27 protein-coding genes are annotated in these 25,527 nt (G+C 65.4%); 9 read left to right on the top strand and 18 right to left on the bottom strand.

The genetic code is table 11. The annotated features are described in order from the left end of the window. Positions 1-173 precede the first annotated feature (173 nt). A complete protein-coding gene (locus BMG03_RS09810; protein WP_075776586.1) occupies positions 174-845 on the top strand; it encodes a phosphoribosyltransferase in 672 nt (223 codons plus the stop codon). A 16-nt stretch (positions 846-861) separates the two neighbouring features. Here BMG03_RS09810 and BMG03_RS09815 read toward each other — a convergent pair whose 3' ends face one another. Both BMG03_RS09815 and BMG03_RS20710 read right to left on the bottom strand, forming a co-directional pair. Beyond that, positions 862-1,281 carry a DUF2267 domain-containing protein gene (locus tag BMG03_RS09815; RefSeq protein ID WP_244270935.1) on the bottom strand — a complete coding sequence of 140 codons (420 nt, stop codon included), beginning with the start codon at positions 1,279-1,281 and terminating at the stop codon, positions 862-864. 161 nt (positions 1,282-1,442) lie between these two features. After that, a complete protein-coding gene (locus tag BMG03_RS20710; RefSeq protein WP_157771575.1) occupies positions 1,443-2,018 on the bottom strand; it encodes an Hsp20/alpha crystallin family protein in 576 nt (191 codons plus the stop codon). Positions 2,019-2,216: 198 nt separating this feature from the next. Between BMG03_RS20710 and BMG03_RS20715 the strand changes: the two genes are divergently transcribed. The 4 genes from BMG03_RS20715 to BMG03_RS09835 all read left to right on the top strand — a co-directional run bounded on the left by BMG03_RS20715 (position 2,217) and on the right by BMG03_RS09835 (position 5,054). Further along, positions 2,217-3,056, top strand: coding sequence for a universal stress protein (locus BMG03_RS20715; protein WP_075776584.1), 840 nt, complete (start codon positions 2,217-2,219; stop codon positions 3,054-3,056). Between the two features lie 8 nt (positions 3,057-3,064). Further along, complete coding sequence (locus BMG03_RS09825; RefSeq protein WP_075776583.1) at positions 3,065-3,511, top strand: host attachment protein; 447 nt, start codon at positions 3,065-3,067, stop codon at positions 3,509-3,511. 106 nt (positions 3,512-3,617) lie between these two features. Continuing rightward, entirely contained in the window at positions 3,618-3,983 is a 366-nt protein-coding gene (locus BMG03_RS09830; RefSeq protein WP_075776582.1) for a hypothetical protein, read from the top strand. 357 nt (positions 3,984-4,340) lie between these two features. Continuing rightward, positions 4,341-5,054 carry a response regulator transcription factor gene (locus BMG03_RS09835; protein ID WP_075776581.1) on the top strand — a complete coding sequence of 238 codons (714 nt, stop codon included), beginning with the start codon at positions 4,341-4,343 and terminating at the stop codon, positions 5,052-5,054. Here BMG03_RS09835 and BMG03_RS09840 read toward each other — a convergent pair. The 3 genes from BMG03_RS09840 to BMG03_RS09850 form a co-directional block, all read right to left on the bottom strand. After that, the gene (locus BMG03_RS09840) at positions 5,029-6,987 is read right to left on the bottom strand and encodes a hybrid sensor histidine kinase/response regulator (RefSeq protein ID WP_075776580.1); all 1,959 of its coding nucleotides are present in this window, start codon (positions 6,985-6,987) and stop codon (positions 5,029-5,031) included. The genes BMG03_RS09835 and BMG03_RS09840 overlap by 26 nt on opposite strands. A 65-nt stretch (positions 6,988-7,052) precedes the next feature. Next, positions 7,053-7,487: a hypothetical protein gene (locus BMG03_RS09845; protein ID WP_075776579.1), complete on the bottom strand. Its 435-nt coding sequence runs from the start codon at positions 7,485-7,487 to the stop codon at positions 7,053-7,055. 116 nt (positions 7,488-7,603) lie between these two features. Continuing rightward, a complete protein-coding gene (locus tag BMG03_RS09850; RefSeq protein WP_075776578.1) occupies positions 7,604-8,476 on the bottom strand; it encodes a Crp/Fnr family transcriptional regulator in 873 nt (290 codons plus the stop codon). A gap of 519 nt (positions 8,477-8,995) precedes the next feature. On the opposite strand from BMG03_RS09850, the gene BMG03_RS09855 reads away from it, so the two are divergent. Together BMG03_RS09855 and BMG03_RS09860 are read left to right on the top strand one after the other, a co-directional pair. Further along, positions 8,996-9,412: a c-type cytochrome gene (locus BMG03_RS09855; RefSeq protein ID WP_075776577.1), complete on the top strand. Its 417-nt coding sequence runs from the start codon at positions 8,996-8,998 to the stop codon at positions 9,410-9,412. 477 nt (positions 9,413-9,889) lie between these two features. Beyond that, positions 9,890-10,252 carry a hypothetical protein gene (locus tag BMG03_RS09860; protein ID WP_075776576.1) on the top strand — a complete coding sequence of 121 codons (363 nt, stop codon included), beginning with the start codon at positions 9,890-9,892 and terminating at the stop codon, positions 10,250-10,252. Positions 10,253-10,346: 94 nt separating this feature from the next. Here the strand turns inward: BMG03_RS09860 and BMG03_RS09865 are convergent, their stop codons facing one another. From BMG03_RS09865 to BMG03_RS09890, 6 genes are read right to left on the bottom strand one after another with little or no spacing between them, the layout of a single operon-like run. Then, complete coding sequence (locus BMG03_RS09865; RefSeq protein ID WP_075776575.1) at positions 10,347-11,315, bottom strand: agmatinase; 969 nt, start codon at positions 11,313-11,315, stop codon at positions 10,347-10,349. A 13-nt stretch (positions 11,316-11,328) separates the two neighbouring features. Next, on the bottom strand, positions 11,329-12,060 hold the full coding sequence (locus BMG03_RS09870; protein WP_075776574.1) for an SDR family NAD(P)-dependent oxidoreductase: 732 nt from the start codon (positions 12,058-12,060) through the stop codon (positions 11,329-11,331). After that, entirely contained in the window at positions 12,057-12,824 is a 768-nt protein-coding gene (locus tag BMG03_RS09875) for an SDR family NAD(P)-dependent oxidoreductase (protein WP_199224695.1), read from the bottom strand. Before BMG03_RS09875 ends, BMG03_RS09870 begins: the two co-directional genes overlap by 4 nt. Continuing rightward, complete coding sequence (locus tag BMG03_RS09880; protein WP_075776572.1) at positions 12,821-13,615, bottom strand: ABC transporter ATP-binding protein; 795 nt, start codon at positions 13,613-13,615, stop codon at positions 12,821-12,823. Before BMG03_RS09880 ends, BMG03_RS09875 begins: the two co-directional genes overlap by 4 nt. A gap of 2 nt (positions 13,616-13,617) precedes the next feature. Beyond that, entirely contained in the window at positions 13,618-14,418 is an 801-nt protein-coding gene (locus BMG03_RS09885; RefSeq protein ID WP_077701206.1) for an ABC transporter permease, read from the bottom strand. Positions 14,419-14,476: 58 nt separating this feature from the next. After that, the gene (locus BMG03_RS09890; RefSeq protein ID WP_077701207.1) at positions 14,477-15,538 is read right to left on the bottom strand and encodes an ABC transporter substrate-binding protein; all 1,062 of its coding nucleotides are present in this window, start codon (positions 15,536-15,538) and stop codon (positions 14,477-14,479) included. Positions 15,539-15,677: 139 nt separating this feature from the next. Between BMG03_RS09890 and BMG03_RS09895 the strand changes: the two genes are divergently transcribed. After that, a complete protein-coding gene (locus tag BMG03_RS09895) occupies positions 15,678-16,310 on the top strand; it encodes a TetR/AcrR family transcriptional regulator (RefSeq protein ID WP_075776571.1) in 633 nt (210 codons plus the stop codon). Positions 16,311-16,322: 12 nt separating this feature from the next. Next, complete coding sequence (locus tag BMG03_RS09900) at positions 16,323-17,183, top strand: polysaccharide deacetylase family protein (protein ID WP_075776570.1); 861 nt, start codon at positions 16,323-16,325, stop codon at positions 17,181-17,183. Positions 17,184-17,280: 97 nt separating this feature from the next. On the opposite strand, the gene BMG03_RS09905 is transcribed toward BMG03_RS09900, so the two are convergent. From BMG03_RS09905 to BMG03_RS09935, 7 genes are all read right to left on the bottom strand, one after another. Next, positions 17,281-19,095: an ABC transporter ATP-binding protein gene (locus BMG03_RS09905; protein WP_075776626.1), complete on the bottom strand. Its 1,815-nt coding sequence runs from the start codon at positions 19,093-19,095 to the stop codon at positions 17,281-17,283. Positions 19,096-19,100: 5 nt separating this feature from the next. Further along, a complete protein-coding gene (locus BMG03_RS09910) occupies positions 19,101-20,060 on the bottom strand; it encodes an acetamidase/formamidase family protein (protein WP_075776569.1) in 960 nt (319 codons plus the stop codon). 6 nt (positions 20,061-20,066) lie between these two features. Next, positions 20,067-21,698 carry an ABC transporter substrate-binding protein gene (locus tag BMG03_RS09915; protein ID WP_075776625.1) on the bottom strand — a complete coding sequence of 544 codons (1,632 nt, stop codon included), beginning with the start codon at positions 21,696-21,698 and terminating at the stop codon, positions 20,067-20,069. Positions 21,699-21,772: 74 nt separating this feature from the next. Then, positions 21,773-22,693 (bottom strand): ABC transporter permease, encoded by a 921-nt coding sequence (locus BMG03_RS09920; RefSeq protein ID WP_075776568.1) that lies wholly within the window; start codon positions 22,691-22,693, stop codon positions 21,773-21,775. Next, positions 22,693-23,580, bottom strand: a complete 888-nt coding sequence (locus tag BMG03_RS09925; RefSeq protein ID WP_075776567.1) for an ABC transporter permease — start codon at positions 23,578-23,580, stop codon at positions 22,693-22,695. The genes BMG03_RS09920 and BMG03_RS09925 overlap by 1 nt, the downstream gene beginning before the upstream one ends. Continuing rightward, positions 23,558-24,166: an ANTAR domain-containing response regulator gene (locus BMG03_RS09930; protein WP_075776566.1), complete on the bottom strand. Its 609-nt coding sequence runs from the start codon at positions 24,164-24,166 to the stop codon at positions 23,558-23,560. The genes BMG03_RS09925 and BMG03_RS09930 overlap by 23 nt, the downstream gene beginning before the upstream one ends. Continuing rightward, complete coding sequence (locus BMG03_RS09935; protein WP_075776565.1) at positions 24,163-25,266, bottom strand: transporter substrate-binding protein; 1,104 nt, start codon at positions 25,264-25,266, stop codon at positions 24,163-24,165. Before BMG03_RS09935 ends, BMG03_RS09930 begins: the two co-directional genes overlap by 4 nt. Positions 25,267-25,527: the final 261 nt, after the last annotated feature.

Genomic DNA, 25,527 nt, shown 5'->3' on the forward strand with positions numbered 1-25,527 from the left:
AATCGACTTAGGGCCCCGCGCGAGATCGTCCCGAAATTCTTTGCGCCGGGCGCGGGCTGCGCAAGACCCAGCAGAGCGAAAACAAATCCGCCCTCGTTGTTCGAAATCAATGCCACGGGCCGGAGGGCACGGCAGGCTTACGGTCGAATACGCCCCTGCAGAGGCTCATCCGGATGTCCGATTTCGAAGGTTACACCGACCGGAGGGAGGCGGGGATCATCCTCGCCCGAAAGCTCGACGCCTATCGCGGGCGCGACGCGGTGGTGCTTGCCCTGCCGCGCGGTGGGGTGCCGATCGCGTGGGAGATCGCGGAGCGTCTCGATCTGCCGCTGGACCTCGTCTTCGTGCGCAAGCTCGGCGCGCCCAGCAATCGCGAAGTGGCGCTTGCAGCGATCGCGGGTCTTCGCGGCGAGGTGATCGTGCGCAACGCGGACGTGATCCGCGCCACCGGCTGCGACGCGGCGACGCTGGAGCGTCTCGCAGCCCGCGAACGCGAGGTGATCGCGGACCGGATCAAGCTTTACGGGGCCCCGGGGCTGCCGCTGGCCGGGCGGGTCGCGATCCTCGTGGATGATGGGGTGGCCACGGGGGCCACGATGCGCGCGGCCTTGCGGGCAGTGCGCGCCGCCGGTCCAGCCGAGCTGGTCTGTGCGACCCCGGTCGGCGCCACCGACGCGTTGGAGGCGATCCGCACCGAGGCCGACCGCGTGGTCTGCCCGCTCGAGGTGGAATTCTTCGGAGCGGTCGGGGCCTATTACACCTATTTCGATCAGGTGCCGGACGCCGAGGTCACGCAAATTCTCGCGAAGGCGCGGGCGCGCCCCTTGGGCAAGGATCCGGCATAGCGGCCCAGCGGCGCGATCAGGCCAGGAGGCTGCGCAACGAATGACGCATCGCCTGCGTCACCTGCCGGTATTCGCCCTCGGAAATCCGCTCGTGCAACAGATCGAACACCGCCGCCACCTCCGCTTCGGGATCGTCGAGCGGGCGGTCTGCGAACGCCTCCGTGACCCTCGCCACGAAGGCATCGCGATTGCGCGGATGCGCGGGCTGGCGGGAGGGCACGAAACCGTCATAGTAGATGCCGCGCAGCAACACTGGAAGCTGCGCCCCGAGATCGGCCGCTTCCGCGGTGGTCAGGAAATCGCGGATCGCATGCAAGGTGGTACGCAGCAGCAGATAGGCGTGGCTGCGATCCTTGTTGTCCAGACGATATTCCAGATCGTTGAGCCATTCCGCCACGATTTGCGGGGCGTGGTCGATGGCGCTCAGGCCGGTCACTTTTATCGGTCGAACCTCCCGGTCGAAGTACTGAAGACACCGCCTCAGCTTTGGATACTCGCGAGATATTCCGCGATCAGCAGGATTGTCCTTCCAGATTTGGGGCGGCCCCGCGCGCCGAACGGTTGCGGCGCACGGGGCAAGCCTCCGGTCATGCGCAATTATTGCGCCTTGACCGCGATGCGGCGGTCTTTCTCGCGCGCTTCGGTGGTTTTGGGCAGGGTCACGGTCAGAACCCCGTCGCTCAGAACCGCGTCGATGCGGTCTGGATCGACCCCGCGCGGCAAGGTGATCGTGCGTTCGAGCCTGCCGGAGCTCCGCTCCTGCACGACGTAATCGCCCTCATGCGTCTCGCGCTTGCTGGAGCTTTCTCCGCGGATCTTCAGGCGTCCGTCGTCGAGCTTGAGCTCGATCTCCTCGGGCTTGAGCCCGGGCATGTCGACGCGCAGCTCATAGCTTCCGTCATTCGCGACGAAATCCATCGCGGGCGCGGAGAGCGAAAGGTCGCCGAAGCCCGACGGCAGGGTCAGGGCGCGCGGCCATCCGGCTCCGGGACGCGCAAAGTCGTCGAACAGGCGGTCGATCTCGGAACGCAGCATCGCGAAGACATCGCGCCCCCGCGCGGGCGGGGCGGCGCTGGAGGCTGGAGATTTCGCCGGTGTTTCGGCGCTCGGGGGCTTGCTGGTCGGCGGGGCGCTCTCGTGCTTGACGCCGATCTCGGTGGCTTGTGGTGTCATGCTGGATCTCCCATGCGAAGTGTCTTGGTAGAACGCCATCGAAGTTGTCACGACCGGTGCGGCTTGCGCATTGACGGCGCGCATAGGGGGCGCGGCGGACCGATGGTTCCGAACCGCTCCGACGTTGCGCGCGATCAATGCCGCATCGCCCGCAGCGGCGCAGTCTCGGCGCGATGCCAGCCACTCAGGAGCCCGAAGATGATTCCGCGCACCGTTGCCGCCGCCTTTCTCGAGACCGACGACGCCCGATGGCTCGCCCCGATGACGGCCGGGTTGTGTCGCGGTTTCAACGCCCATCTGATCGGGGTGCATGGCGTCGAGCCGCTGCCGCTGTTGGGGGGCGATCTGGCGAGCGATCCGATTATCTACCCCGAATTCCTCGACTGGCAGCGCAAGGAGGCCGCCGCGATCCGCGAGACCTTCGAGCACGCGCTGACGGCGGAGGATGTGCAGGGAGAGTTCCGCAGCCCGGTCGACACGCGCGACGCGCTGGTCGACTTTCTCGTCGATAGCTGCCGCGCCGCCGATCTGGTCGTCTCGGCGCGGGTGCCGCCCCATGCCGGCCGCGCGAGCGACATCCGTCTGCAGGAGCAACTGATCCGTCAGACCGGACGTCCGGTGCTGGTGGTGAGCGAGACCGCGAAGCTGGAGCGGCCCGCGCGGCACGTTCTTCTCGGTGTTTCCTGCAGCCGCGAGGCGATGCGTGCGGCGCATGACATGCTCTATCTTGCGGCCAGCGGTGCGCGGATCGATCTGCTCTCGGTGTCGCCCTCCGGGGGAGAGCGGCAGGCGGTCGACGATCTTCGCGACGATCTGGCGACGGCGCTCGACCGGCGCGGATATGACGTGACGCTTCTCGACCGGATGAAAACGACGTCGGAGGCGGGCGACGAGTTGCTGCATACCGCGCGCGAACGCGGCGCCGAGCTGATCGCCGTCGGCGCGTTCGGTCATTCGCGGCTCTATGATTTCGTGATCGGCGCGGTGACGACGCGCCTGTTGGAGACTTCCCATCTGCCGGTGCTGTTTTCGAAATAGGTGAGCCGATGCCCCAGCCGAAGAAAATCGAATGGATCGTGGTGATGAACTCTGCCAGCGCGCATGTGCTAGCCGATGCCGAGGGCCATGCGCTGGTCTTCGAGCTTGAATCGCCACATGCACGCCCGCGCGACCGAGACCGCGACCGGGCCGGGCGCAGTTTCGCGATCGGATCGCCCGGGCGGCGGGCCGCGATGGCGCCGCATGGTGATCCGAGCCATGTTCAGGAACTCGCCTTCGCCCGCGATCTGAGCGACCGCCTCGAACGCAGCCTCGGGGAGGGAGAGTTCGACACGCTCGTCCTCGTCGCGCCGCCACGCATGCTCGGCGCGATGCGCGAGGCGATGCCCGATTCCCTCGCGGCGCGCGTGAGCCGCGAAATCCGCTCTAACCTTGCGAGCCTTTCGCCGAACCAGTTCCGCGAAAAACTGCAGGAGGCGCTGAAGGTGACGTGACCCGCGCATTTGCATTTTGCAGTGACAGCGATCAATGCGCGCCGCCTCGCGGCTTCGCATCCTGACCCTGCCGCACGGAGTCGAACCCGATCAGAGGAGAAGTGTCATGGCCAAGTCCTCCAGCGAAGACACGCCCGACCGCGCCGATATCGAGGAACACGAGCGTCTGGCAGTCGAGGCGATCCGCTCCGATCTCGAAGATCTGCGCGAGGATGTGACGGAACTGGCGCAGGCGCTGCGTCGTCATGGCCGGTTGCGGGCCAGCGATCTTGGCGCCGAAGCGACGCGGCGCGGCCACGAGTTCGTGGAAGATGCCCGCGACGCGGTCTTCGAAATGCGCGAGGCGCTCACCGAGGCGCAGCACGACCTGCGCCGCAGCGTGCGCAGCCATCCCGTGCCGTGGGCCGGGGTGCTGCTGGGGATGGTGGGGACCGGGCTGCTGGTCGCCCTGCTGATGGAGCGACGCAATTGAGAGTTGGCGGCATGGGAACGGGTGCAGGCCGCGCGGGCGGTTGGGGTCGATAAAACGACACTGCTTGCAGGTCTGTTGGGGGGAGTAGCGCGCGTTTCCACATCGGAAGCGCGCGCTGCGCATTCTGGGGTCGAGTTCCACCGCGCACAACGTCCGTATACTCGCGTCCCGTCCAACCGGTGATTTTCCGACATGTCTCGCGCCAGGGCTCCGACCGGCTCAACGGCTTTGGCGAGGGGCCGATGATCACGCGGCGCTCAACGTTAATTGCCCGCGCCCCGTTTCGTTGCTTGATCACGGTCAAAGACAGAACCGGCAGGGCGAAGGGATCATGGCGTACCTTCGGAGGAGGCGCCTGTGGAACGGCAGACAATTCTTATCGTCGAAGATGATGCCGCCGTGCGTGCGGCGCTGCGGGAGTGTCTCGAGGCGGAAGGCTGGGCGGTGCGCGAGGCGCAAGACGCGGCCGGCATGTTGCGCGAGATCGAAACGGGCGGCATCGACCTCGTGACGCTCGATCTGGGGCTCGGCGCCGATGACGGGTTTGCCTTGGCCCGGGTTCTGCGCGGACGCAGAAACATTCCGGTCGTCTTCATCACGGGATATGGTCAGCCGCTAGACCGGGTACGCGGGCTGGAGGCGGGGGCGGACGACTATATCGTCAAACCCTTTGCCGCGCGCGAAGTGGTGATCCGCATCCGCCGCGTGCTCGAGGGATATCGGACGCGGGCCGTGCCGGTCGACCGGCTCCATATCGATCACAGCAGCATCGACCTGCGTCGGGGTGTGATCGAGCATCGCGACGGGCGCCGCGAGGCCCTGACCGGAACCGAGACGAAACTGCTCGAGCTGTTTCTCAGCCGCCCGGCGCAGGTGCTCTCGCGCGACGATATCAATCGGGCTCTTCACGGGCGCGACTGGTCGCCCTACGACCGCACCATCGACACCCATATCGCCCGGCTGCGGCGCAAGATCGAACCGGGAGACGCGTCGCCCCGGATGATCCGCTCGGTGCGCGGTGTGGGCTATGTCTTCACCGGGCAGATCAACCGGGAGGCGCGTCGGGGTTGAGCGCGCGCGCGACGGCTGCGCTCAACGTCGAGAGCGAATAGGGTTTCGTGAGCAATTCGATCTCTTGCTCGACCTTCGGACGCCCGGCGAATTTCTCCGATGCGTGCCCCGAAGTCAGAAGCACCGGCAATCGGGGGTCTCGGGCGCGCACCCGATCGACCAGGTCGAAGCCCGAGCAACTGCCGGGCAGGACGATGTCGGAAAACAGCAGCTCCACCGGCTCGCCCGCCTCGATCTGCTCCAGCGCCTGATGCGCATTCCCGGCTTCGATCACCGCGTATCCCAAGGCTTCCAGCCGGTCGAGAACCGTCTCGCGCACCAGCGGATCGTCCTCGACCACGAGCACGAGCTGACCGTCACCCATCCGCAGCGCGTCGCGATCTTCGGCTGCGGCAAGCATGGGATCCCCGTCGACCTCGGGAAGATAGAGCGTGATCGTCGTGCCCTCGCCGGGGGCGCTGTCGATGTCGAGAAAACCGCCCGCCCGCGCCACCGAACTCGCGACGCTCGTCAGCCCGAGCCCGTTCCCGACCCGCGCATCCTTGGTGGTGAAGAACGGATCGAGCGCCTGCCGCCGCACATCCGGCGTCATGCCGTGGCCGGTATCGCTCACGCTAACCGTCAGGAACCTGCCCGGGCGCGCGCCTTCGATTTCGCCTGCCTGCTGCACGTCGAGCTGCGCGCTGCCGGTCCGGATCGTGATGGTGCCAGCCGCCGAAATCGCATCGCGGGCATTGATGACGAGATTGAGCAGCGCTCCGTCCAGTTCCCCGCGATCCATGTAGATCTGGCCTCGATCCGCGCCCGGCAAGAGACGCAGATGCACCTGTTCTCCGAGCACCCGCTCGAGAAGCGTCCATGTCTCTGCGAGTTGCGCATCGAGGCCGAAGCGCACCGGTTTGGGCGTCCGCGCCCCCGCGAGCGCCAGCAGCCGCTGGTTGAACCCCGCGCCGATCCGCGTCGCGTCGATGGCGCGTTCGAGATGCCCGCGCGCGAGATCGGCCATCTCGGTGCGCGCCGCCAGCTCCAGATTGGACAGGATGACGGTCAGAAGATTGTTGAAATCATGCGCGATCAGCCCGGCCATCCGGCCTACGGTTTCCATCCGCTGCCCGCGCACCATCGCCGCCGCGATCCGTGCGCGTTCGGTCCGGTCGAGGATTGCGCCGATAGCGCCGACCGGGCGGGGCGGGTCGGCGCTCTCGTCGAAGCGGATGTTCCCGCGCAATTCGATCACCTTGGGCTCGGCGCTGCGGGCGAGCTTGAACTCGATGGAGAATTTCCGGCTGCCCGTGGGGTCGATCGCCGCGCGATGCGCCTCTTTCAGGCGCACACGATCCTCGGGCGCGGCGAGGGCGATCCACGTGTCGAAGCTGTCGGGCACCTCCTGCGTCTCGAGGAGTTGCCGGGCGGGCTCCGTCGCGACGAGCGTGTCGCGGTCGAAATCCATCTCGAAGAACGCAATTCCCGCGGCTTTCATCGCCTCGATGATCTCTTCCGCGCGCAGGTCCGTCAGCTGTTGAAATTCCTTTTCGGCGCTGATGTCCTCGATGATCAGTATGATCCCCGCGACTTGTCCTGCGCGGCGCAGCGGTGCGACGGTCCAGCGGGTCCACGCCTCGCGGCCATCGGGACGCATCGTGCGGCTCTCGTCGCACTGCACGGTTTCGCCCGCCAGCGCTTTGCCGCGCGCGTCGCGGCAGGCTGTGGGCAGCCACGGCAGCAACGCGTCATGGTCCGACCCGACGGCATGTGCGATATCGCCCCCGTAGGCCGCCAGAAACGCCGCCGAAGCCGCGACGAACCGCATCTCGGTGTCGAACACCGCGACCGGAACCGGTATCAGATCGATCACGCCCTCCAGATCCTCGGCGAGCGCCGCTACGCCGTGGCCCGGTCTCGGGTCGCGCCTGCACTCTTCGGAATTTGCCATCGACGCCACTCCTTGCGCGCTTGGCACCACGCGTCCCGTGCCGCGCCAACCGCTGCCGCGGGCTCTCATACGGGCGTCGCGTGACGCTTCTCTCCGGAGCCCGCGACCCGCAGTGAGGTCACGAAAAGTTCCTGCGCCTGTTTTTGCGTGTCGAACACAGCCGCCGTCATTTCCTCGGCGACCTGTCCCCAGAGGCGGCGATAGAGCGCGGAATAGTCGTCGATCGCGCCCGAGACGAATTCCGACCACGCGGCGGCGATGGCCGCCGGATCGCCGGGATTGGCGAGATTGGCGAGCAGGGCGCGGTCACAGGTGATCCGATCGGTGGTGAAGCGCAGCCATTCCTGGTTGAACTGCAATGTCCGATCCGCCGCCTGCATCTGCATCGCGACGAAGGGGCCAAGCAGCGCAGGGTCCGGTCCGTCGGGTGGAAGCAGGCGTTTCAGCAGTTCGGCGTAGCCCGCATTGGTGTACGCGGTCGCGTCGGTCGAGCTGGGCATCGGAGCCTCCTCCGGAGTTGATGTCGGCTCCCCGAGCTTTGCCGCAGGGGCAGGCGCGTGCATTGATGGAGATCAATGCGCGCGTGGCGAAACCTGCCTTGGCCCGGGGCGGTTGCCTAGCGCCGCGTCCCGGGAAACGCGGCAGCCAGCGAGCCTTTGGGCGCTTGTCCCGCGCCGCTACGCATGGCCGTGGCTTTCCCGCCCATCGCCCCTCGGTCGAAGTCCGACAGGCGCGGCGCGGGAGCGGGTTCTGCAAGGGCCGCGCCGATCCGCTCGTTCTGGAACTTGGCAAGTCGCCGCAACCGCCCGAGATCGGTGACGGCGAGGTGATCGGGCGCAAGCAGGCGGATTGCGCCGCGCTCCTCGATCTGGTGCAGCGCGCGGCACAGGGTCTCCACTGTCATGTCCAACAGCGAGGCCAGATCGCGCCGGGTCAGCACGATGCGGATTTGCGGCGTGCTGCCCTCGGTCGCGCCGGGCAACTGCTCCACGAGCCAGAGCGCGAGCCGCTGCACCGTACTGCGCCCGCGCATCTTCACCACGCTCATCTGCAATTCTTCGAATTGGCGGTTCAGCGCCGACAGGAAGCCCCGGAAGATTTGCGGATGTGACTGCAGAAAACCGTGCCAGGTCTGGCGCGGCATCCAGCAGATGGTGGTCTCGGTGGCGGCCTCGCTCGAGAACCCGTTCACCTCGCGTTCGGGGTCGCCGATCAGGTGGCCCGTGCGCAGAATCTGCAGAACGTGTTCGTCGCCGCCTTCGGTCAGAACGACGAGTTTCACGAGCCCGGATGCGACGATCCCGATCCGGTCCGCCGCTTCGCCCTGTGCCGCGATCTCGGCCCCTTGGCGATAGGTTTCACGGTAGCTGCGCCGGGCGAAATCGAGTAGCGCGTCACGATCGAAAGCGCTGCAGAGCCCTGTCTGGCGCGCCGTGCAGTCGTCGCATTTCGCGTCGAATTGCGGCCGTATCGGCTGAATACTTGACATGTTTCCCTCCCCCTAGGGTCGCCCGGTCGGTGGCAGTTCGTGGGCAACGGTCACCTGCGTGACGAGAGGAATCTTGCCGTGTCGGAGGGCATCTGTCAGGCGGTGAATTGTAGAGAAATGTTAATTTGTGCAATTTGAGTGGCGTTGTGCGCAATATTGTTGCGCGTAGCATAGGGGATAGAAGGCGGCGGAGAGAGACCGCCACGCCGATGAATTCGGTCCCGCCGGCCACGCCTCGGGGAGGGGCGCATGGTGGCCGACGGGATTCGCGAAATGCTCTTCGACCGGGGCGACCGAGCGAGGTCACCCCGAGCCTTCCGCGAATGCCAAATGATGCCCCAGCGCGGAGCAGGCGCCATTATCGGGCGTCAATCGCGGCGTAGCGAAGGCGCCGGTGCGGGGCTCGGCTATCTGCGCGTAGGACCAGGCGCGCCCCGCCAACGCCTCCGAATTGACGGCGGACAATGCCGCGGCACCGCGCCGCGGGAAAGCTGGGCCACCGATATGGGAGGATATCAAATGACTCAGGTTCGACCTTTCCTGCTCGCTCTCGTCTTGATCGGCGCGGCAGGACCGCTCGCGGCTCAGGACGCCATGACGTCCGACGAGATGGGCGCGCAGCTTTATGCGGACAATTGTGCCGCCTGTCACGGCATGAAGGGGCAGGGTGACGGCCCGCTCGCAGAGGCCTTCATTCAGGACATTCCCGCGCTGACCGGGTTGTCTGCGGCCAACGACGGGACGTTCCCGCTGCTCAAGGTTATCCAGATCCTCGACGGGCGGACGGAAGTGCGCGGGCATGGCGGGCCGATGCCGGTCTTCGGCGCGCTGTTCCGCAACGAGCTGGAGCCGTTGGTCGGGCGTTTCGGAACCGAGGCGGTGATCCGGGGCCGGGTGCTGGCGATCGCGGAGCATGTCGCCACCTTGCAGGAATGAAGGCACCTGCCGCGCGATTGTCGCTGGTCAATGCAGGTCGCGCGGATCGCGCGCAGACTTCCGAAATCGATGCGAGGAGTCGATACGGAGATCGCCATACGGATACGCTGCGCGCTGCGGCCCGGTGGCCGGTCCGCCCCGACACGGAGAGCTCCATCGATCGAAGGGTCATCGTTGTCGTGTGATTTCCGATGTGAAAACATCGACATCGCGCGTCGGACGATGGCCTTTCGTCACGTTTGACGCGCCCAGAGGCAGGGCCGGCCAAACTCTCCGGCGCTTTGACCAAATTTTTTTCGCGCAACTGTGACCCTGTCTCGCGCCTGTCGCAAACCTCTGCGAGAAATGGGCGAAACCCCGCCCAGACAGACCGTCCGAGAGGGTTTGCGGGTTTCGCATTGACGGCGGTCAATGGCGCGGCTGGCCCAATTGGTTTTAGCTGGAAGGCGTCATAGCCAAGCTCGAAGGAGTGTGCGGATGTTTCGTTGGATCACCCCCGAGAACAGTTCTGACCTTCTGCCGCAGCCGCGAAGGTCGCGGGACGATGGCCTCGCGCCGGAGACCGTTCCGTGGCCGCTGCCGGGCACGCGCGCCAGACCGGACGACACGGCCGGCCCGACCGGAGTGCGGCTTCGGAAAACGGGACCGGACCGCACATTGGAGGTCTCGGCGTTGCGCGATCTCGGCCTCTCTCCACAGGAGATCGCGCGCTATCTCGGCCTCGCGCTGCAGGAGGTCGCCAGTTTGCTGAGCGCCGATCTCGACCTCGCTGCGAGCCTCGCCAACAATATGACCCCGGTTTATCGCACCCGCGCGAACGCGATGCGCTGGGTGGGGTGAGCCGGTCCCGCGATCATCGCAGACCGTCCTCCGGAATGTGAAGGGCGGCCTGCGAAATGCCGGGACAGGACAGGGCAGGATGGGGCGGTCGCGGTTACCCGCGCGTCATGGTCACGGCCATCTGGCACAGGATCTCGAACATCACCGAGACGCCGAGGAAGGCGGTTGCGCCGGAAGGGTCGAAGGGCGGGGAGACCTCGACGAGATCGGCGCCTACGATATCCACCCCGTCGAGCAGACGGATCACCTGCAATGCCTGATAGGAATTCGGGCCGCCCACTTCCGGCGTGCCCGTTCCGGGCGCGAAAGCCGGGTCGATGAAGTCGATATCGTAGGAGAGATAGGTGGGCTTGGAGCCCACTATCTCGCGCGCCTCGGTCATCACATCCTCGACGCCGCGGGCGTGGAACTCCTCGATCGGGATCACGCGCACGCCTACGCTGTCGGCAAAATCGCGATCTTCGCTATCATAGGTGGAGCCGCGAATACCGATCTGCACCACGCGTTTCGGGTCGAGCAGCTCTTCTTCGATGGCACGGCGGAAGGGCGTGCCATGCGTGTACATGGTGCCGCCGAAATAGCTGTGGAAGAGGTCGGTATGGCTGTCGAAATGTACCATGCCGAGCGGCTCGGGCGTGCCCAACGCGCGCAGGATCGGCAGCGAATTGAGGTGGTCGCCGCCTGCGGTGAGCGGGCGGATTCCATGCTCGCGGACCGTCTCGAAAAACCGGGTGATCCGGTCCATCGCGTCCTGAATGTCGGCGGGGTTCGGGGAGACATCGCCGAGATCGGCGCAGTTGACCATCTCGAAGGGGCGCACGCCGGTCGCGCCGTTCTGCGCCCGGATCATCGTCGAGAGATCGCGCAACTGGCGCGGGCCGTGGCGCGGGCCGGGACGGTTGGTGGTGCCGGAGTCCCACGGGCTGCCGATCAGACCGATCTGCACGTCGCTCAGGCGCGGATCGTCGAGCGGCACATGCGGCAGGCGCATGAAGGTCGGCACGCCCGCGAAGCGGGGTAGATCGAAGCCGGAAACGGGGTGGAAAAAGGGATCGCTGGACATGGGGTCGCTCCTGTCAGGTCATGACACTGCCACCGTTCACGCCGAAGCATTGACCGGTGATGAAATTGCTCTGCGGGCCCGCGAGATAGCAGGCCATCGCGGCGATATCCTCGGGCTGGCCGAACCGGGCGAGGGGCGTCGCCATGTCGATTGCCAGCTGTTCGGGGCTCATCGAGGCGGGGCTCGTCATGTCGGTCTCGATCGAGCCCGGCGCGATGGCGTTGACAAGGATTTTCGGTGCCAGTTCGCGCGCGAGTGTCCGGGTGAGCGCGATGATCCCGCCCTTAGAGGCGGTATAGGCGGACATTTCCTCGCGCCCGAGAAAACCCAGATCGCTCGCGATATTGATGATCCGGCCTTCCTCGGCCCTGCGCACGAAGGCACGGGCGGCGAGGAATGTGCCGCGCAGGTTCACCGCGATCACGCGGTCGAACTCGTCTATCTTCGTCTCGGCAATCGGGCTTTCGCGCAGGATCCCCGCGTTGTTCACGAGGATGTCGATCCGCCCGAACCGCGACTTGACGGCGTCGAACATCCCCTCGACCTGCGCCTCGTCGGAGACGTCGGCGGGCAGGGATTCCGCCTCGGTCAGCTTTTGAAGTTCGGCGAGCGTTTCGCGCGCCTGCGCATCGTCGGGATGGCAGAACGCGACTTTCGCGCCTTGTGCCGCCAGCGCCAGCGAGATGGCGCGCCCGATCCCGCGCGAGCCGCCGGTGACCAGTGCAACTTTACCGTCGAGGCTCATGACATGACCTCGCCGCGGTCGACGTTGAGCGCCTGACCGGTGATATTCGCGCCAGCCTCGGACGCGAGGAACATATACGGATCGGCCATGTCGGCGGGCACCATCAGCCCGTCGATGGCTTGCGCGGCCATGATCTCGGCCTCGACCTCGGCCTCGCTGCGCCCGCTGGACTCCGCCAGCTCCCGCAGCGAATTGGCCGCCGGCCCGGTTTTCACCCAGCCGGGGCAGATCGCGTTGACGCGGATGCCGCGAGGGCCCAGCTCCTGCGCCCATGTCCGGGTCAGCCCCAGAAGGGCGTGTTTGCTGGCGACGTAGGCCGAGAAGCCCGGTACGGCGGTGCGCGCCCAGATCGAGGCGGTGATCACGATGCGCCCGCCCTCGGGAATGCGCGAGATCAGCGCGTCGGTCACGTTCTGCGTGCCGGTCACGTTGATCGCCACGATCCGCTCGAACATCGCGTTGCCCGTGGGATTGTCGCCGGTGAGCGGCGTGGGGCGCTCGAGCCCTGCATTGTTCACCAGCACATCGACGCGTTCGATATCGGCCAGCGCCTCGGTCACCATCTCCGCCTCGGCGATGTCGCAGCGGATCGCGCGGACCTTGCCGGGCAGGCTCTCGGCGGCCTCATAGATCGCGTCGGTCTCTGACAGAATGATCAGGTCGGCGCCTGCGCGGGCAAACCCTTCGGCGATGCCATAGCCGATCCCGCTCGATGCGCCTGTGACCAGAACGGTCTTTCCGGTGAAGTCGAATGTCACACTCATTCCTTGCCGCGTCCTTCCTCTCTCATCAGCCGCATCAGATGCCCCTCCAGGTCGGAGTAGCCTTCCAGTTTCACGGCCTTTTCCTTGTCGGCGATCCGCGCGCCCTGCTTGAATTCGGGCACGATCACCTCTTTCACCCGGCCCGGATGGCTCGAGAGAAAGACGATCTTGTCGGCGAGGAAAATCGCCTCCTCCAGATCGTGGGTGACGATCACCATCGTCGTGTTGGTCTTCTCGGCGACGTCGATCATCAGTTCCTGCATCAGCCAACGGGTCTCGGCATCGAGTGCGCCGAACGGCTCGTCCATCAGCAAGACCTCGGGGTCATTGGCGAGCGTGCGCGCGATGGCGACGCGCTGACGCATCCCGCCCGAGAGTTGCGACGGGTAGGCTTCGGCGAATTTCCCGAGGCCTACGAGATTGATGAAGCGCTCCGCGCGTTCGCGGCGCTCGGCGGCCGGGACGCCGTTGATCTGCATCCCGAACTCGACATTCTTGCGCACCGTCAGCCAGTCGAAGGAGGTATAGGCCTGAAAGACCATGCCCCGGTCGCGGCCCGGTCCCTCTACGCGACGGCCGCCGATGACGATCTCGCCGCCGCTCGGGGTCTCGAGCCCCGCGATCATGCGCAGGATCGTCGATTTCCCGCAGCCCGACGGGCCGAGAAGGACGCAGATGGAGTTGCGTTCGACGGTGAAGCCCGCGCCCTCGACGGCGACCAGCTTGCGCCCGCCCGACAGCTCGAATTCCTTCGTGATTTCGCGGATTTCCAATGCGGTTTCGGCAGCCATGCTCAGCTCTTTCTCAGATAAGGGAAGGCCCAGCGATGCAGGGCGGAGAAGGCGAGGTCGAACAGCAGGCCCAGCACCCCGATCACGATGATCCCCGACAGGATTTCATCGGTCTTCAGGAAACGTCGCGCGCGCATCATCATCGCGCCGATGCCGGTGGTGGAGGCGACGATCTCGGCGATCACCAGATAGGTCCAGGTCATCGCCAGCATCTGGCGCATCGCGGTCACGATATCGGGCAGAACGGCGGGGAAGATCACGCGAGCCACGACCTTGCGGCGCGGTGCGCCTAGCGTGAGGGCAGTCTCGACGAGTTCCTCGCGGACGTTCTTGGTGTGATCCATGATCAGCGTGATCAGGAAGAAGATCACCCCGAGGAACAGCAGCGCCAGTTTAGGGGCCTCGCCGGTGCCGAACCACATTAGCAGGATCGGGATGAAGGACGGCGCGGGCAGATAGCGCCAGGCGGAGACGAAGGGGGCGAAGAACGCCTCGATCGCGGGGAAGGAGCCCATCATCACGCCCAGCGGCACCGCCACGGCGCTGGCCAGCGCGAAGGCGATCAGCACGCGGCTGATGGAGATCAGGACATCGCTGCTGAAGCCGCGACTGAAGAACAGATCGAAGGTTGTCGCGAAGACCTGATGCGGGGCTGGGACGAGAAGCGGGTTCACCAGACCGCTGGCCGAGGCGACGATCCAGATGCCGAAGAACAGCACCCAGACGGCGAGCGCGGAAAGCAGCTTCTGACGGCGGTTCACGGGCTTGCGCAGCTGGAGAAAGGGAGTGGGTCGGGCGCTCAAGGCAGATGCTCCGGCTTGGGGGAAGGGAAGCGCCGGGACGTGGCGCTTCCCGCGTGTCTTAGTGTGCGGTCAGGCTCTGGCGGTAGCCGGACTTGACCAGATCGCCCATCAGCGAGCAGTCGACGCCCTTCGACGCATCGACCTTGTTTTCCATCAGGCCGAGTTTGATCCACCAGTCATTGGTCATCGCGATCGAGTCGACCATCGAGCCGTTGGCCATGCCAAGCGGGCCTTCGCCGTCGAGCACGCCGCAGAGCCGGGCAGACTCGTCGAAATCCATCATGTAGATGCCGCCCTCGAAGGACTTGCCGTTGGTGCCGATAACGTAGCCGACATCCTCGGCGGGCCATTGCAGGAAGGAGGCGATCATCTTGTTGGCCTCTTCGGTATGCTGGTTCCAGTAGGCCAGACCATCCCAGCGCGCCTTCAGTACCGCCAGCGCCGCCTCGCGGTTATCGGCGATGAACTTCTTGTTCATGTAGAGCGCGTCCATGAAGATCCCGGTCTTGAGCATTTCCGGATCGGAGGTGTCGACGATGGAGCGCGCGCCCGGTTTCGCCTCGAGCACCTTGGAAATCCACGGCTCGTACATGTAGGCGGCGGACAGGTCGCCCGACATCATCGGACCGACGGCTTCATCGGCGTTGAGGTTCACCCATTCCACCTGATCGGGAGTGATGCCCTCGGAATCGAGCCAGATCCCCATCAGCAGCTGGCCGATATAGGCCTGCGGGGCCGCGACCTTCTTGCCCGGCAGGTCGGCGGGCTCGGTGTCCGGTGCGAGGATGACGTGATCGACCCCGTAGGAGGGGTTGAGCTGAGCCACGTTCACCACGTCGGTGCCGCGATCCACGACCAGCGGCGTGTAATCGGCGGTGCAACCATAGACGTCGATCTGACCCGCGGCGAGGGCGGCATGCCCGCCCAGCGGATCTTCGAAGATCGTGATGTTGAGATCGTAATCGGGGATCAGGTTCTGCTCCTTGGCGACTTCGAGCATGGCATAGCCCGGCCAAGAGACGCAGACCCCGACATTGACGGTTTCAGCGGCGGCAGCGGAGAGGCTGCCCGCGGAGAGGGCGACCGCGGAGGCGGCGGCGATTTTGAGAACGGAGCGCATAAGCGGACCTCGCTGTTGGTATGGATTCTTGATCTTGTGAAGAAAACTTTATGAGATAAAAACTTTTATGCAATAAAAATTTTGTCTTGACCAAAAACGAGCCATCGCAGACAACTGTTCGCAACCCTAGGAGGACCTTGTGAGCAACCTGCGCGCCCAACAAAAACAAGACCGTCGCAACCGCATCGTGACATCGGCCAAAGAGCTTTTTCGCGAAAAGGGCTATGACAAGACGACGATCGAGGCGATCGCGGTCGCCGCGGGCGTCTCGGGGGTGACTGTCCACAACTACTACGGAACCAAGGCGGGGGTGCTGCTCGCGCTGGTCATCGAGAGCGACAAGCAGCTCTTGGAACGGCTCGACGCCAGGTTGCCCGGGAAAGAGGCCGATCTCGTCGAGCTGACGCTCGCCTTCGCGCATGAGATCATGGAACACGCGATGCAGACGCTGGAGAAGGAAATCTGGCGTCAGGTCATCGCTGCGGTCACGATCGAGGCGGGCACGCAGCTGTCCAAGGCCTATTTCAAGCTCGACGAACAGCTTGCCTCGGTGCTGGTGCGCCGGATCGAGGCGATGCAGCGGGACGGCCGGCTCAGTGCCGATCTCAACCCGCTCCACTTGGGCCGCGCGCTGTTCCAGCTGCAGAACGCCCGTTTCATCCAGTTCATTTCCACCGACGCCGCGCGCCGGGACGATATCGAGACCTGGCTGCGCAACGATATCGTGGCGCTGTTCTCGGTGACGCTCCCGGTGTCCGCCGATCCTTCCTGAGCGGAGAGTGACATGTTTCTCAACCCGATCACCTGGCCCGAGGGCAAGCGCTGCGCCGCCTGCGTGACCTTCGATATCGACGCGGATTCGTTGATCCGCACCGCCCGTCCTGACGATGCCGAGCTGCGCCTGCAGCCGATTTCGATGGGTCGCTACGGGCCGACGGTCGCGGTGCCGCGCATCCTCGAGACCTATCGCCGTCTGGGCCTCACGCAGACCTTCTTCATGCCCGCCTGGGTGATGCAGAATTATCCCGCGACGGTCGAGGCGATCCTGAAGGCAGGGCACGAAATCGGGCACCATTCGTGGATGCACGAAGACCCCATGGAACATTCCGACGAACGCGAGGCGGAGCTGTTCGAGCGCGCGCTGGAGGTTCATGTCTCGATGACGGGCCGCAAGCCGCGCGGCTATCGCGCGCCGGTCTATTCCTTCACGCCCGCGATGCTGAACCGGTTGATCGAGCACGGGTTTCTCTATGACAGCTCGATGATGGCCGACGAGTTGCCCTACCGCGTCGAAACCCCGAAAGGCAGCCTGATCGAGATGCCGCCGCATTGGGGCACCGATGACTGGCCGCCCTTCGCGCATTTCGGCGAGATCGACTACCTGATGCCGATCCGTGCGCCCTCCGATGGCATCCGCGCCTTCGCCGAGGAGTTCGACGCGATGCACGAGGCGGGCGGGTTCTGGATGCCGGTGCTCCACCCGTTCCTGACGGGCCGGTTGGCGCGCTGGCGCGAGATGGAACGGCTGCTGGAACGCGCCGTGGCGACGGGCGACGTCTGGTTCGCACCGATGGAAGAGATCGCCAGCCATGCGAAAGCTACGGAGGCGACGCTTCGCCACGAACGGATCGGCGTCGAGACGTAAAGCCGCTTCGGGAACGAAGGCCACCGATCTGCCAAATAGAACACCGCGGCGCCGAACAGCGCCGCGGTGTTTTCGTTTATCTGTTGGCTGTTCGCGCTTATTCGGCCGCGGTATCGGAGGGCATCGCGGGGAGATCACCATCCGCCACCAGGTGTCCGTCGCCAACGTCGCGCAGCGTGAGCCGCTGCGGGCCGGTGCCCAGCTTGTAGACCGGGCTGGGAACCTCGCCGGAGAGGCGCGGAATGGGTTCGCGCACCTTGTCGGGGTCGGGGATCGGCACGGCGGCCATCAGGCGCTTCGTGTAGGGGTGCTGCGGTGCGCCGAAGATCTGCGCCCGCGTGCCCATCTCCACGATTTGCCCCATATACATCACCGCGATCCGGTCCGAGATGTTCTCGACCACGGCCATGTCATGGCTGATGAACAGGTACGCGATGCCGAACTCGCGCTTCAGCGCCTCGAGCAGGTCCAGCACCCGTGCCTGCACCGACACATCCAGCGCCGAGACGCTTTCATCCGCGACGATCAGCTTGGGCTGCAGCGCCAGTGCGCGGGCGATGCAGATTCGCTGGCGCTGGCCGCCCGAGAACTCGTGCGGATAGCGGTCGAGCTGATCGCGGGTGAGGCCGACGCGTTCGAACAGCGCCGCGACCTTCTCGCGTTGCTCCTCGGGCGTACCGATGCCATGGATCACCAGCGGCTCGGCCACCAGATCGCCCACCCGCATCCGCGGATCTAGCGCGGCCATCGGGTCCTGAAAAACGATCTGCACGTCGCGGCGCATCTCCTTCATCTTCGCGCCGCTCAAACTGCCCATCGTGTGGCCTGCGACCTCGATGCGGCCCTGATGCGGCACGAGGCCGGTCAGCGCCTTCGCGATGGTGGATTTGCCGCAGCCGCTTTCACCCACGAGCGAGAAGGTCTCGCCCTCCATGATGTCGAAGCTGACACCCTCGACCGCGTGCACCCGGTGCGTGACCTGCGACAGGATACCGCCGCGGATGTCGAAATGCACCTTCACGTCGCGCAGCCGCGCCACGGGTTTGGCATCCGGGGACGCGCCCGCAGCGCCGCTGCCATCGCCCATGCGCGGTACCGCGGCCAGCAGGTCCTGCGTATAGGCCTCGCGCGGGGCGGTGAAAATCTGCGAGACAGGGCCGGTCTCGACCGCCTGACCCTGCTTCATGACGATGACCCGCTCGGCCATCTCGGCGACGACGCCCATGTCGTGGGTGATCAGGATGATCGCCGTTCCCATCTCGTCCTGCAGATCGCGCAGCAGATCGAGCACCTCGCGCTGCACTGTCACGTCGAGCGCGGTCGTGGGCTCATCGGCGATCAACACGTCGGGGCGCAGCGCCAGCGCCATCGCGATCATCACGCGCTGCCGCATGCCGCCGGACAGCTCGTGCGGATATTGCGTCATGCGACGCTCGGGTTCGGAGATGCGCACACGCCGCAGCGCCTCAAGCGCACGGGTCCGAGCCTCTGGCTTCGAGACCGGCTCATGCGCGCGGATCGCTTCGGAGAGTTGCAAGCCGATCGTCAGCACCGGGTTGAGCGAGGTCATCGGCTCCTGGAAGATCATCGCGATGCGGTTGCCGCGAATGGCGCGCATCCGGCCCTCGGGCAGGCGCGTCAGGTCTTCGTCATGGAAGCGGATGGCGCCGGAACTGACCCGAAGGGCAGGGGGCGGCAACAGACCCATGATGGCCAGAGAGGTCAGCGACTTGCCCGACCCGCTCTCGCCCGCGATAGCGATGGTCTCGCCGCGTGCGAGCGTGAAGCTCAGATCGCTGACCAGCGCCCGCTCGCGCCCCTCCGAGCGCACCGAGATCGTGAGACCTTCGACGGCGAGCACCGGCTGGGCGGGCTCCGGGGCCATGACGGCCCCGGCTTTCGTTTGTTGCATTTCGATCATTCGAACACGTTTCTCGGGAAGTAGAAGCTGACGACCCAGTTGGGCATATCGACGATCTCGGAGATGCGCAGATCGCCACAGGTCGAAACCAGCATATAGGCGTCGACCGCCGACATGCCGCGCTGTGCGCACAGAAGGTCGATCATGCCCGAGACCGCATCGCGCGCGCCCGACATCAGGTCCGGGCCGATGCCCGTCGTGACCTCGTAGCCCGCCGTGTCGAGGTGGCGCGTGACCGGCCCCGGCGTGGTGAATCGCGGGAATTTCAGCGTCTCGTTCTTGATCAGGTCGAAGCTGAGCACGCAGTTCATCGGGCTTTCGATCGCGGTGCCGCAGACCTCGCCATCGCCTTGGGCGGCATGGGTGTCGCCCACGGAGAACAGCGCGCCCTCGACCTCGACCGGCAGGTAGAGCGTGGTGCCCGCCGCCAGATCGCGAATGTCGAGATTCCCGCCCACGCGGCGCGGCGGGACGATGGAATGCGGGCCGGCTTCTGCCGGGGCGACGCCGATCGTGCCGCAAAACGGTTTGAGACCCACCTTGCCTTCGCTGCCCCAAAGCGCCTTGTCGGGCGAGGCAGCGTCGTATTTCCAGATCGTCAGCGCCGGATCCTCGAACTGATCCGCCAGCAGGCCGAAGCCCGGAATGTTGGCGGTCCAACCCCAGGCGGAGCCTTCCTGCTCGCGCGGGGTGAAGCTGTCGATGGTGACCTTTAGCACGTCACCGGGTTTCGCGCCTTCGACATAGATCGGGCCGGAGACCGGGTTGATCTTGCCGAAATCGAGCGTCTTGACGTCTTCCACGGTCGAGGACGGTCCGAGCTGTCCGGCCGAGCTGTCGTGGCAATGGAATTCGATGGTCGATCCCGGGGCCACCGTCTCGGCCGGGACAAGCGAGTTGTCCCAGCCGAAATGGTGCTGTGCGCCGTGGATCGTATAGTCACAGGCTTTGCACATGCGCGCTTACTCCGTCACGTACACGTAGTCGTAGTTCACGGGGATCGAGACCGGGTCGACATAGAGCGCATCTTCGCCGCCCATACGGCTCGACTTCATGGTGTAGCGGTTCTCGTTGAACACCGGCACCCACGGCGCGTCTTCCATGACCTTCATGTAAACGTCGGACCATTTCTGCAGGCGTTCGTCCTGCTTGGCCGGGTCGGTGATCGAGTCCGCCTCGGTCGCCATCGCGTCGAGTTCCTTGTTGCAGTACCACGACCAGTTCCAGCCGCCCTCGACCGCACCCGCGCAGCCCAGGATCGGCCCGTAGAAGTTGGACGGATCGGGGAAGTCGGCGATCCACGCCATGCCGCCCGACCAGATCATCGGCGCGGTTTTCGGCGTGCCGCCCGCTTCGATCACGTTGGCCTGCGCCAGCGCCTTGATGTCGACCTTCACGCCGATCTGCGACAGGTCCTGCTGGATCGCCTGGGCGATGCGCGGGTTCGGATCGGTGTTCATCACGTAGAGCTCGGTCTCGAACCCATCGGGATAGCCCGCATCCGCGAGCATCTGCTTGGCCTTTTCCTGATCGAAGGGGTAGCCTTCGTAATCCTTGGTGTAGCCCGGCATCGACGGCGGCAGCGGCTGGTTCGCGGGCGTGGCGCGACCGTTGATCATCTGCACGATGCGATCCTTGTTGATCGCCATGTTCATCGCCCGACGCACCTCGACCTTGTCGAAGGGCGCCATCTGGGTGTTCAGCGTGATGTAGCCGGTATGCAGCTGGCCGCCCATGACGACGCGCTTGGCCTCGTCGGGATTGTTCATCACCTCGTTGAACTTCGCCGGCGGGATGCCATCGCCGGGCACGTCCACCTCACCCTTCTGCAGGCGCAGCAGGGCCACGATCGGCTCCTGGCCGACCTCGAAGGTGATGGTGTCGAGATAGGGGATGCCCTCGCGCCAGTAATCGGCGTTCTTCTGGAACACGAGCTGCTGGCCGATCGTCCAGTCGGCGAGCTTGAACGCGCCGGTGCCGACGGGATGCTTGCCGAAATCGGTGCCGTATTCGTCGACCGCTTCCTTCGGCACGACCGAGGCGAAGTTCAGCGCCATCACGTGCAGGAAGGTCGCGTCGGCGCGCGACAGCTCGATCTTGACGGTGTAGGGATCGACGACGGTCACGCCTTCGAGGCTCGTGGCCGAGCCGTCCGCCATCGCGTCATAGCCCTTGATCGAGCCGAAGAAGCCTGCGCCGGGCGACTGGGTCGCGGGCGTGGTCACGCGGTCGAGCGAGTATTTCACGTCTTCGGCGGTCATTTCGCGACCGTTGTGGAACTTTACGCCCTTGCGCAGGTGGAAGGTGAAGACCGTGCCGTCATCCGAGATCTCGTAGCTCTCGGCGAGGCCGGGGCGCAGCTCGGTGGTGCCGGGAACGTAATCCATCAGCCCGTCGAAGATCGATTTGATCATCGACCAGTTCTGCCAGTCATAGCCGATCGCCGGGTCCAGCGTGGCCACGTCATCCTTGTAGGTGATGACGATATCGCCGCCTTCCTTGGCGTTCGGGTCGGGGGTGTAGTCCGCCGCCGCGGCAAAGCTGCCGAAGCCCAGCGACACCGCGAGGGTGCTCGTCACGAGCATCTTTCTCATCAAGCTCATTTTGTCTCTCTTTCTCCGTTGGACGTTGGTCGAGGGGCCCGGTTCCTCCGGGGCTCTGGTTGCGATCAGCGCAGCTTGATGCGCGGATCGATGAAAGGTGTGATCAGGTCGGCCAGCAGGTTGCCCAGCACGATCGCGCAGGCGGATACGAGCGTGACGCCCATGATGATCGGGATGTCGACGCGCTGGATCGCCTGCCAGGCGAGCTGCCCGATGCCGGGCCAGCCAAAGACGCTTTCCACGACGACGATGCCGGACATGAAGATGCCGATATCGATCCCGATCATCGCGATGATCGGCAGGATGGCGTTCGGCATCGCGTGCAGCGCCAGCACCCGGAAGCGCCGCAGACCCTTGGCGCGCGCGGTACGGATATAGTCCGAGCGCAGCACGTCGATCATCGAGGAGCGCATCATCCGGCTGTACCAGCCCGAGCCCATGATCCCGAGGGTCAGCGCCGGCAGCACGAGGTTCGAGAAGCTGCCGTAGCCGCCGATCGGGAACCAGCTCAGCTTGACCGCGAATACATAGAGCAGAAGCAGGCCGACCACGAATTGCGGCGCCGAGACCGCGACGAACGAAGTGATCATCAGCGACTGGTCGAGCGCGCCGCCGCGGCGGATCGCAGCGACGATGCCCAGCGTGAGCCCCATGATCAGTTCGGCGACGATCGCGCCCAGCATCAGCAGGAGCGTCGCGGGCAGGCGCGCGGCGACCAGCGTCGCGACCTCGGTCTTCTGCAGGTAGCTGCGGCCCATATCGCCCTGGAACAACCCGGTCAGGTAGCGCCAGTATTGCACGATGAAGGGCTGATCGAGGCCCAGCTGGTGGCGGATATTGGCAACCGTCTCGGGCGTGGCCGAGCGGCCCGCGATCTGACGCACCGGGTCGGCCGGCAGCACGAAGAGCAGGAAGAATGTGATGAAGGAGACGCCGAGGAGGATCAGGGCAGCCTGGATCAGGCGTCGGATCAGATAGGCCAGCATCAGTCACGCCCTCTCTGCGTCGGGTCGAGCACGTCGCGCAATGCGTCGCCCACGAGGTTGAAGGACAGCGCCAGCAGCAGGATCGCGGCGCCCGGGATGAAGACGAGCCAAGGGGCCGCCTGGAAATAGGTCTGGTTCTCGAAGATGATGTTGCCCCAGCTCGGCGTCGGCGGCTGAACCCCCACGCCGAGATAGCTCAGCGTCGCCTCCAGCAGCACCGTGGTCGAAATCCCCAGCGTGCCCCAGACGATGATCATCGGCACCAGATGCGGCAGGATGTGACGGAACAGGATGCGCACCGTGCCCGCGCCGAGGGTCCGCTCGGCGGCGACGAATTCGCGCTCGGCCAATGCCGAGGTCTCGGTGAAGACCACGCGCGCCGTCTGCACCCAGTTCACCAGCGCGATCACCATCGCGACGATCCACAGCGACGGCGTGAAGATAGCGGCGAGGCAGATCGCCAGCAGCAGCGCCGGGAAGGCCATCATCAGGTCGGTGAAGCGCATCAGCACCGCACCGATCCAGCCGCGGAAATAGCCTGCCGTCACGCCGATCAGCGTGCCGATAATCAGCGCCAGGCCGTTCGCGACGACGCCGATGATCAGCGAGGTCCGCGCGCCATAAAGGATGCGGGAGAACAGGTCGCGGCCGAGAAGGTCGGTGCCGAGCCAGAACTTTTCGCCCGGCGGCATGGGGGCGCCTTCCAGCGTCAGCCCGTCGAACATCTGGTCCTGCGGCTCGAATGGCGCGATCCACGGCGCGAAAATCGCGCCAAGCGTTACGATCGCGATGATCGCAAAGCCCAGAAGGGCGAGCTTGCGGCGCATCAGGCGGCGCAAGGCGCTTTGCGGTCGGGCCGGTCCCTCAGCCAAGGTCGCGTCGGTCATCGGTCTTCCTTTGTTCGTCATGGTTGGCGACGATGCGGCGCGCGGCATCCTCAAAACTCACGCGCCAGGCCATCGCCATCTGGCGGAGCTGGTCATAGGCCTCCGCCTCACTCTTTCCCCGCGCGGCCAGCAGAGTGACCGCCCGCACCACCGTCTGGCGCTCGTCGAGGCGGCGACGCAAATCCGCGATCTCCGCCGAAAGCTGCGCCCGCGCCTCGAAACCGAGCCGCGCGATCAGCAGCGCTGAATAGACCCCGCCATCGCCCACCGGTTTGAGGAGCTGCGCATGGGCACCGGCTTCCAGCGACCATTCGATCCGGCCCGGCGCTTCGGTCCCGATCAGCGCGATCATCGGCATCGGGCTTTGCCCCGGCTTCCACGGGAATTGCTCGTCATAGCCCTGATCCGCGTCGAAGAAGACGAAATCGCCCGACAGCGCTTCCGCCGGAAGTTCGGGCCAGCAATGCACGACCGTCAGTCCGATCGCGCGCAACTGCCGCTCGAGCGCCTGCACGGTCGCGTGCGGGCGATGCAGGATATAGGCGCGGGCGCCACCGAGATCGGGGATGCGGATCTTGCGTTTCATGACACCACCTTCAGTCGGGGCGCGCCGGGCGAGACCGCGTTGCGACCCCGTGCGAGATAGGGGTCGCCCGCGACGGCTTCGAACCGCTCGCGAACGGTGAAAGCGCCGTTCTCGACCTGCGCGATCAGGACGGGCAGGGCGGTATGGTGGGTCGAGGCGTCGATCCCCTCGGTACCCTGCGGCGCATCGTGCAAGAGTTGTGCGAGGCTCTGGTCCGGGGCGTCTTCGTGCCCCGAGAGCAGAAGCGCGAGACGATAGACCGAGGACCACGCGGCCGCTTCATGCGAGGAGCCGAAATTGCGCTGCGCCTGCGGCCAGCCGGTCGCGCCGCGGAAATACGGCCCGGCGGCCACGAGCCCCTCGGCCGCGCCCGGATGGATCGCGGGCAATTCGCATTCGGTCAGATTGCATGAGAGGATCGGGCAGGTCTCGGGCCGGAAATGGGCGTCCTCCTGACCGAGCCTGTGATAGGCTTCGAGGAAGGCGTATTGCGACGGGCCGATCAGGTTGTTGAGAATGAAATCGGGCCGGGTCGCGCGAATTTCAGCAATCATCCGGTCGACATCAAGCGAGCCGAGCGGCAGGTAACGTTCGCCCAGAACCTCGCCGCTAGCGGTCGAGATCACGTCTCGGGCGAGCCGGTTCATCTCCCAGCCCCAGATGTAATTCGAGCCGGTCAGAAAGCCCCGCCGTCCCAGCCGGGCGAAGGCCCAGCCGAGCATTGGCAGCAGGTGCTGGTTCGGGCAGGCATGGGTGTAGACGACATGATCCGAGGCTTCGAACCCTTCGTAGGGCACCGCGTACCAGAGCGTACCGCCCGCTTTCTCCAGCGTCGGGATCACTTCCTTGCGGCTCCACGACGTGACGCAGCCGATCACGTGGCGGGCATCGCTGTCTCGCAGAATTTCCTCGCAGAGCGGACCGTAGGCGTCGATGTTGCCCGCTGGGTCGCGCTCGACCGGAGCAAAGGTGAGCGGGAAATCGGGCATCGCGTTGATCTCTGCAATCGCGCTCAGCGCCCCGGTCCGGCAAGCCTCTGAAATCAGAGAATAGCTCCCCGAGCGGGAATATAGCAGGCCAAGTTCGATCCGTTTCTTCATATCCGCTCCCGCAGCACCCCTGATCCAAAACGCAAAACGCCCCGCTGACTTGCCGCAGGAAAGCGGTGTCAAAGCGAGGCGCAATTGCCGTTCGGGTTGTTCCGATGTGGAACCAAATTTGCAGCGTGAGACTCAGGCGGCAAGCGCAAATTGCGAAAACCCTGCGGGTTCACAGCTCAGAGGTGGATTTTTTGGGGTGGCTGCACAAAATTTGTGCACAAAACCGTCATCTGAGAGCAATGTTTTGTCACACGCCGGTGA

Origin of the sequence: Thioclava nitratireducens, assembly GCF_001940525.2 — a bacterium.
Classification (GTDB): domain Bacteria; phylum Pseudomonadota; class Alphaproteobacteria; order Rhodobacterales; family Rhodobacteraceae; genus Thioclava; species Thioclava nitratireducens.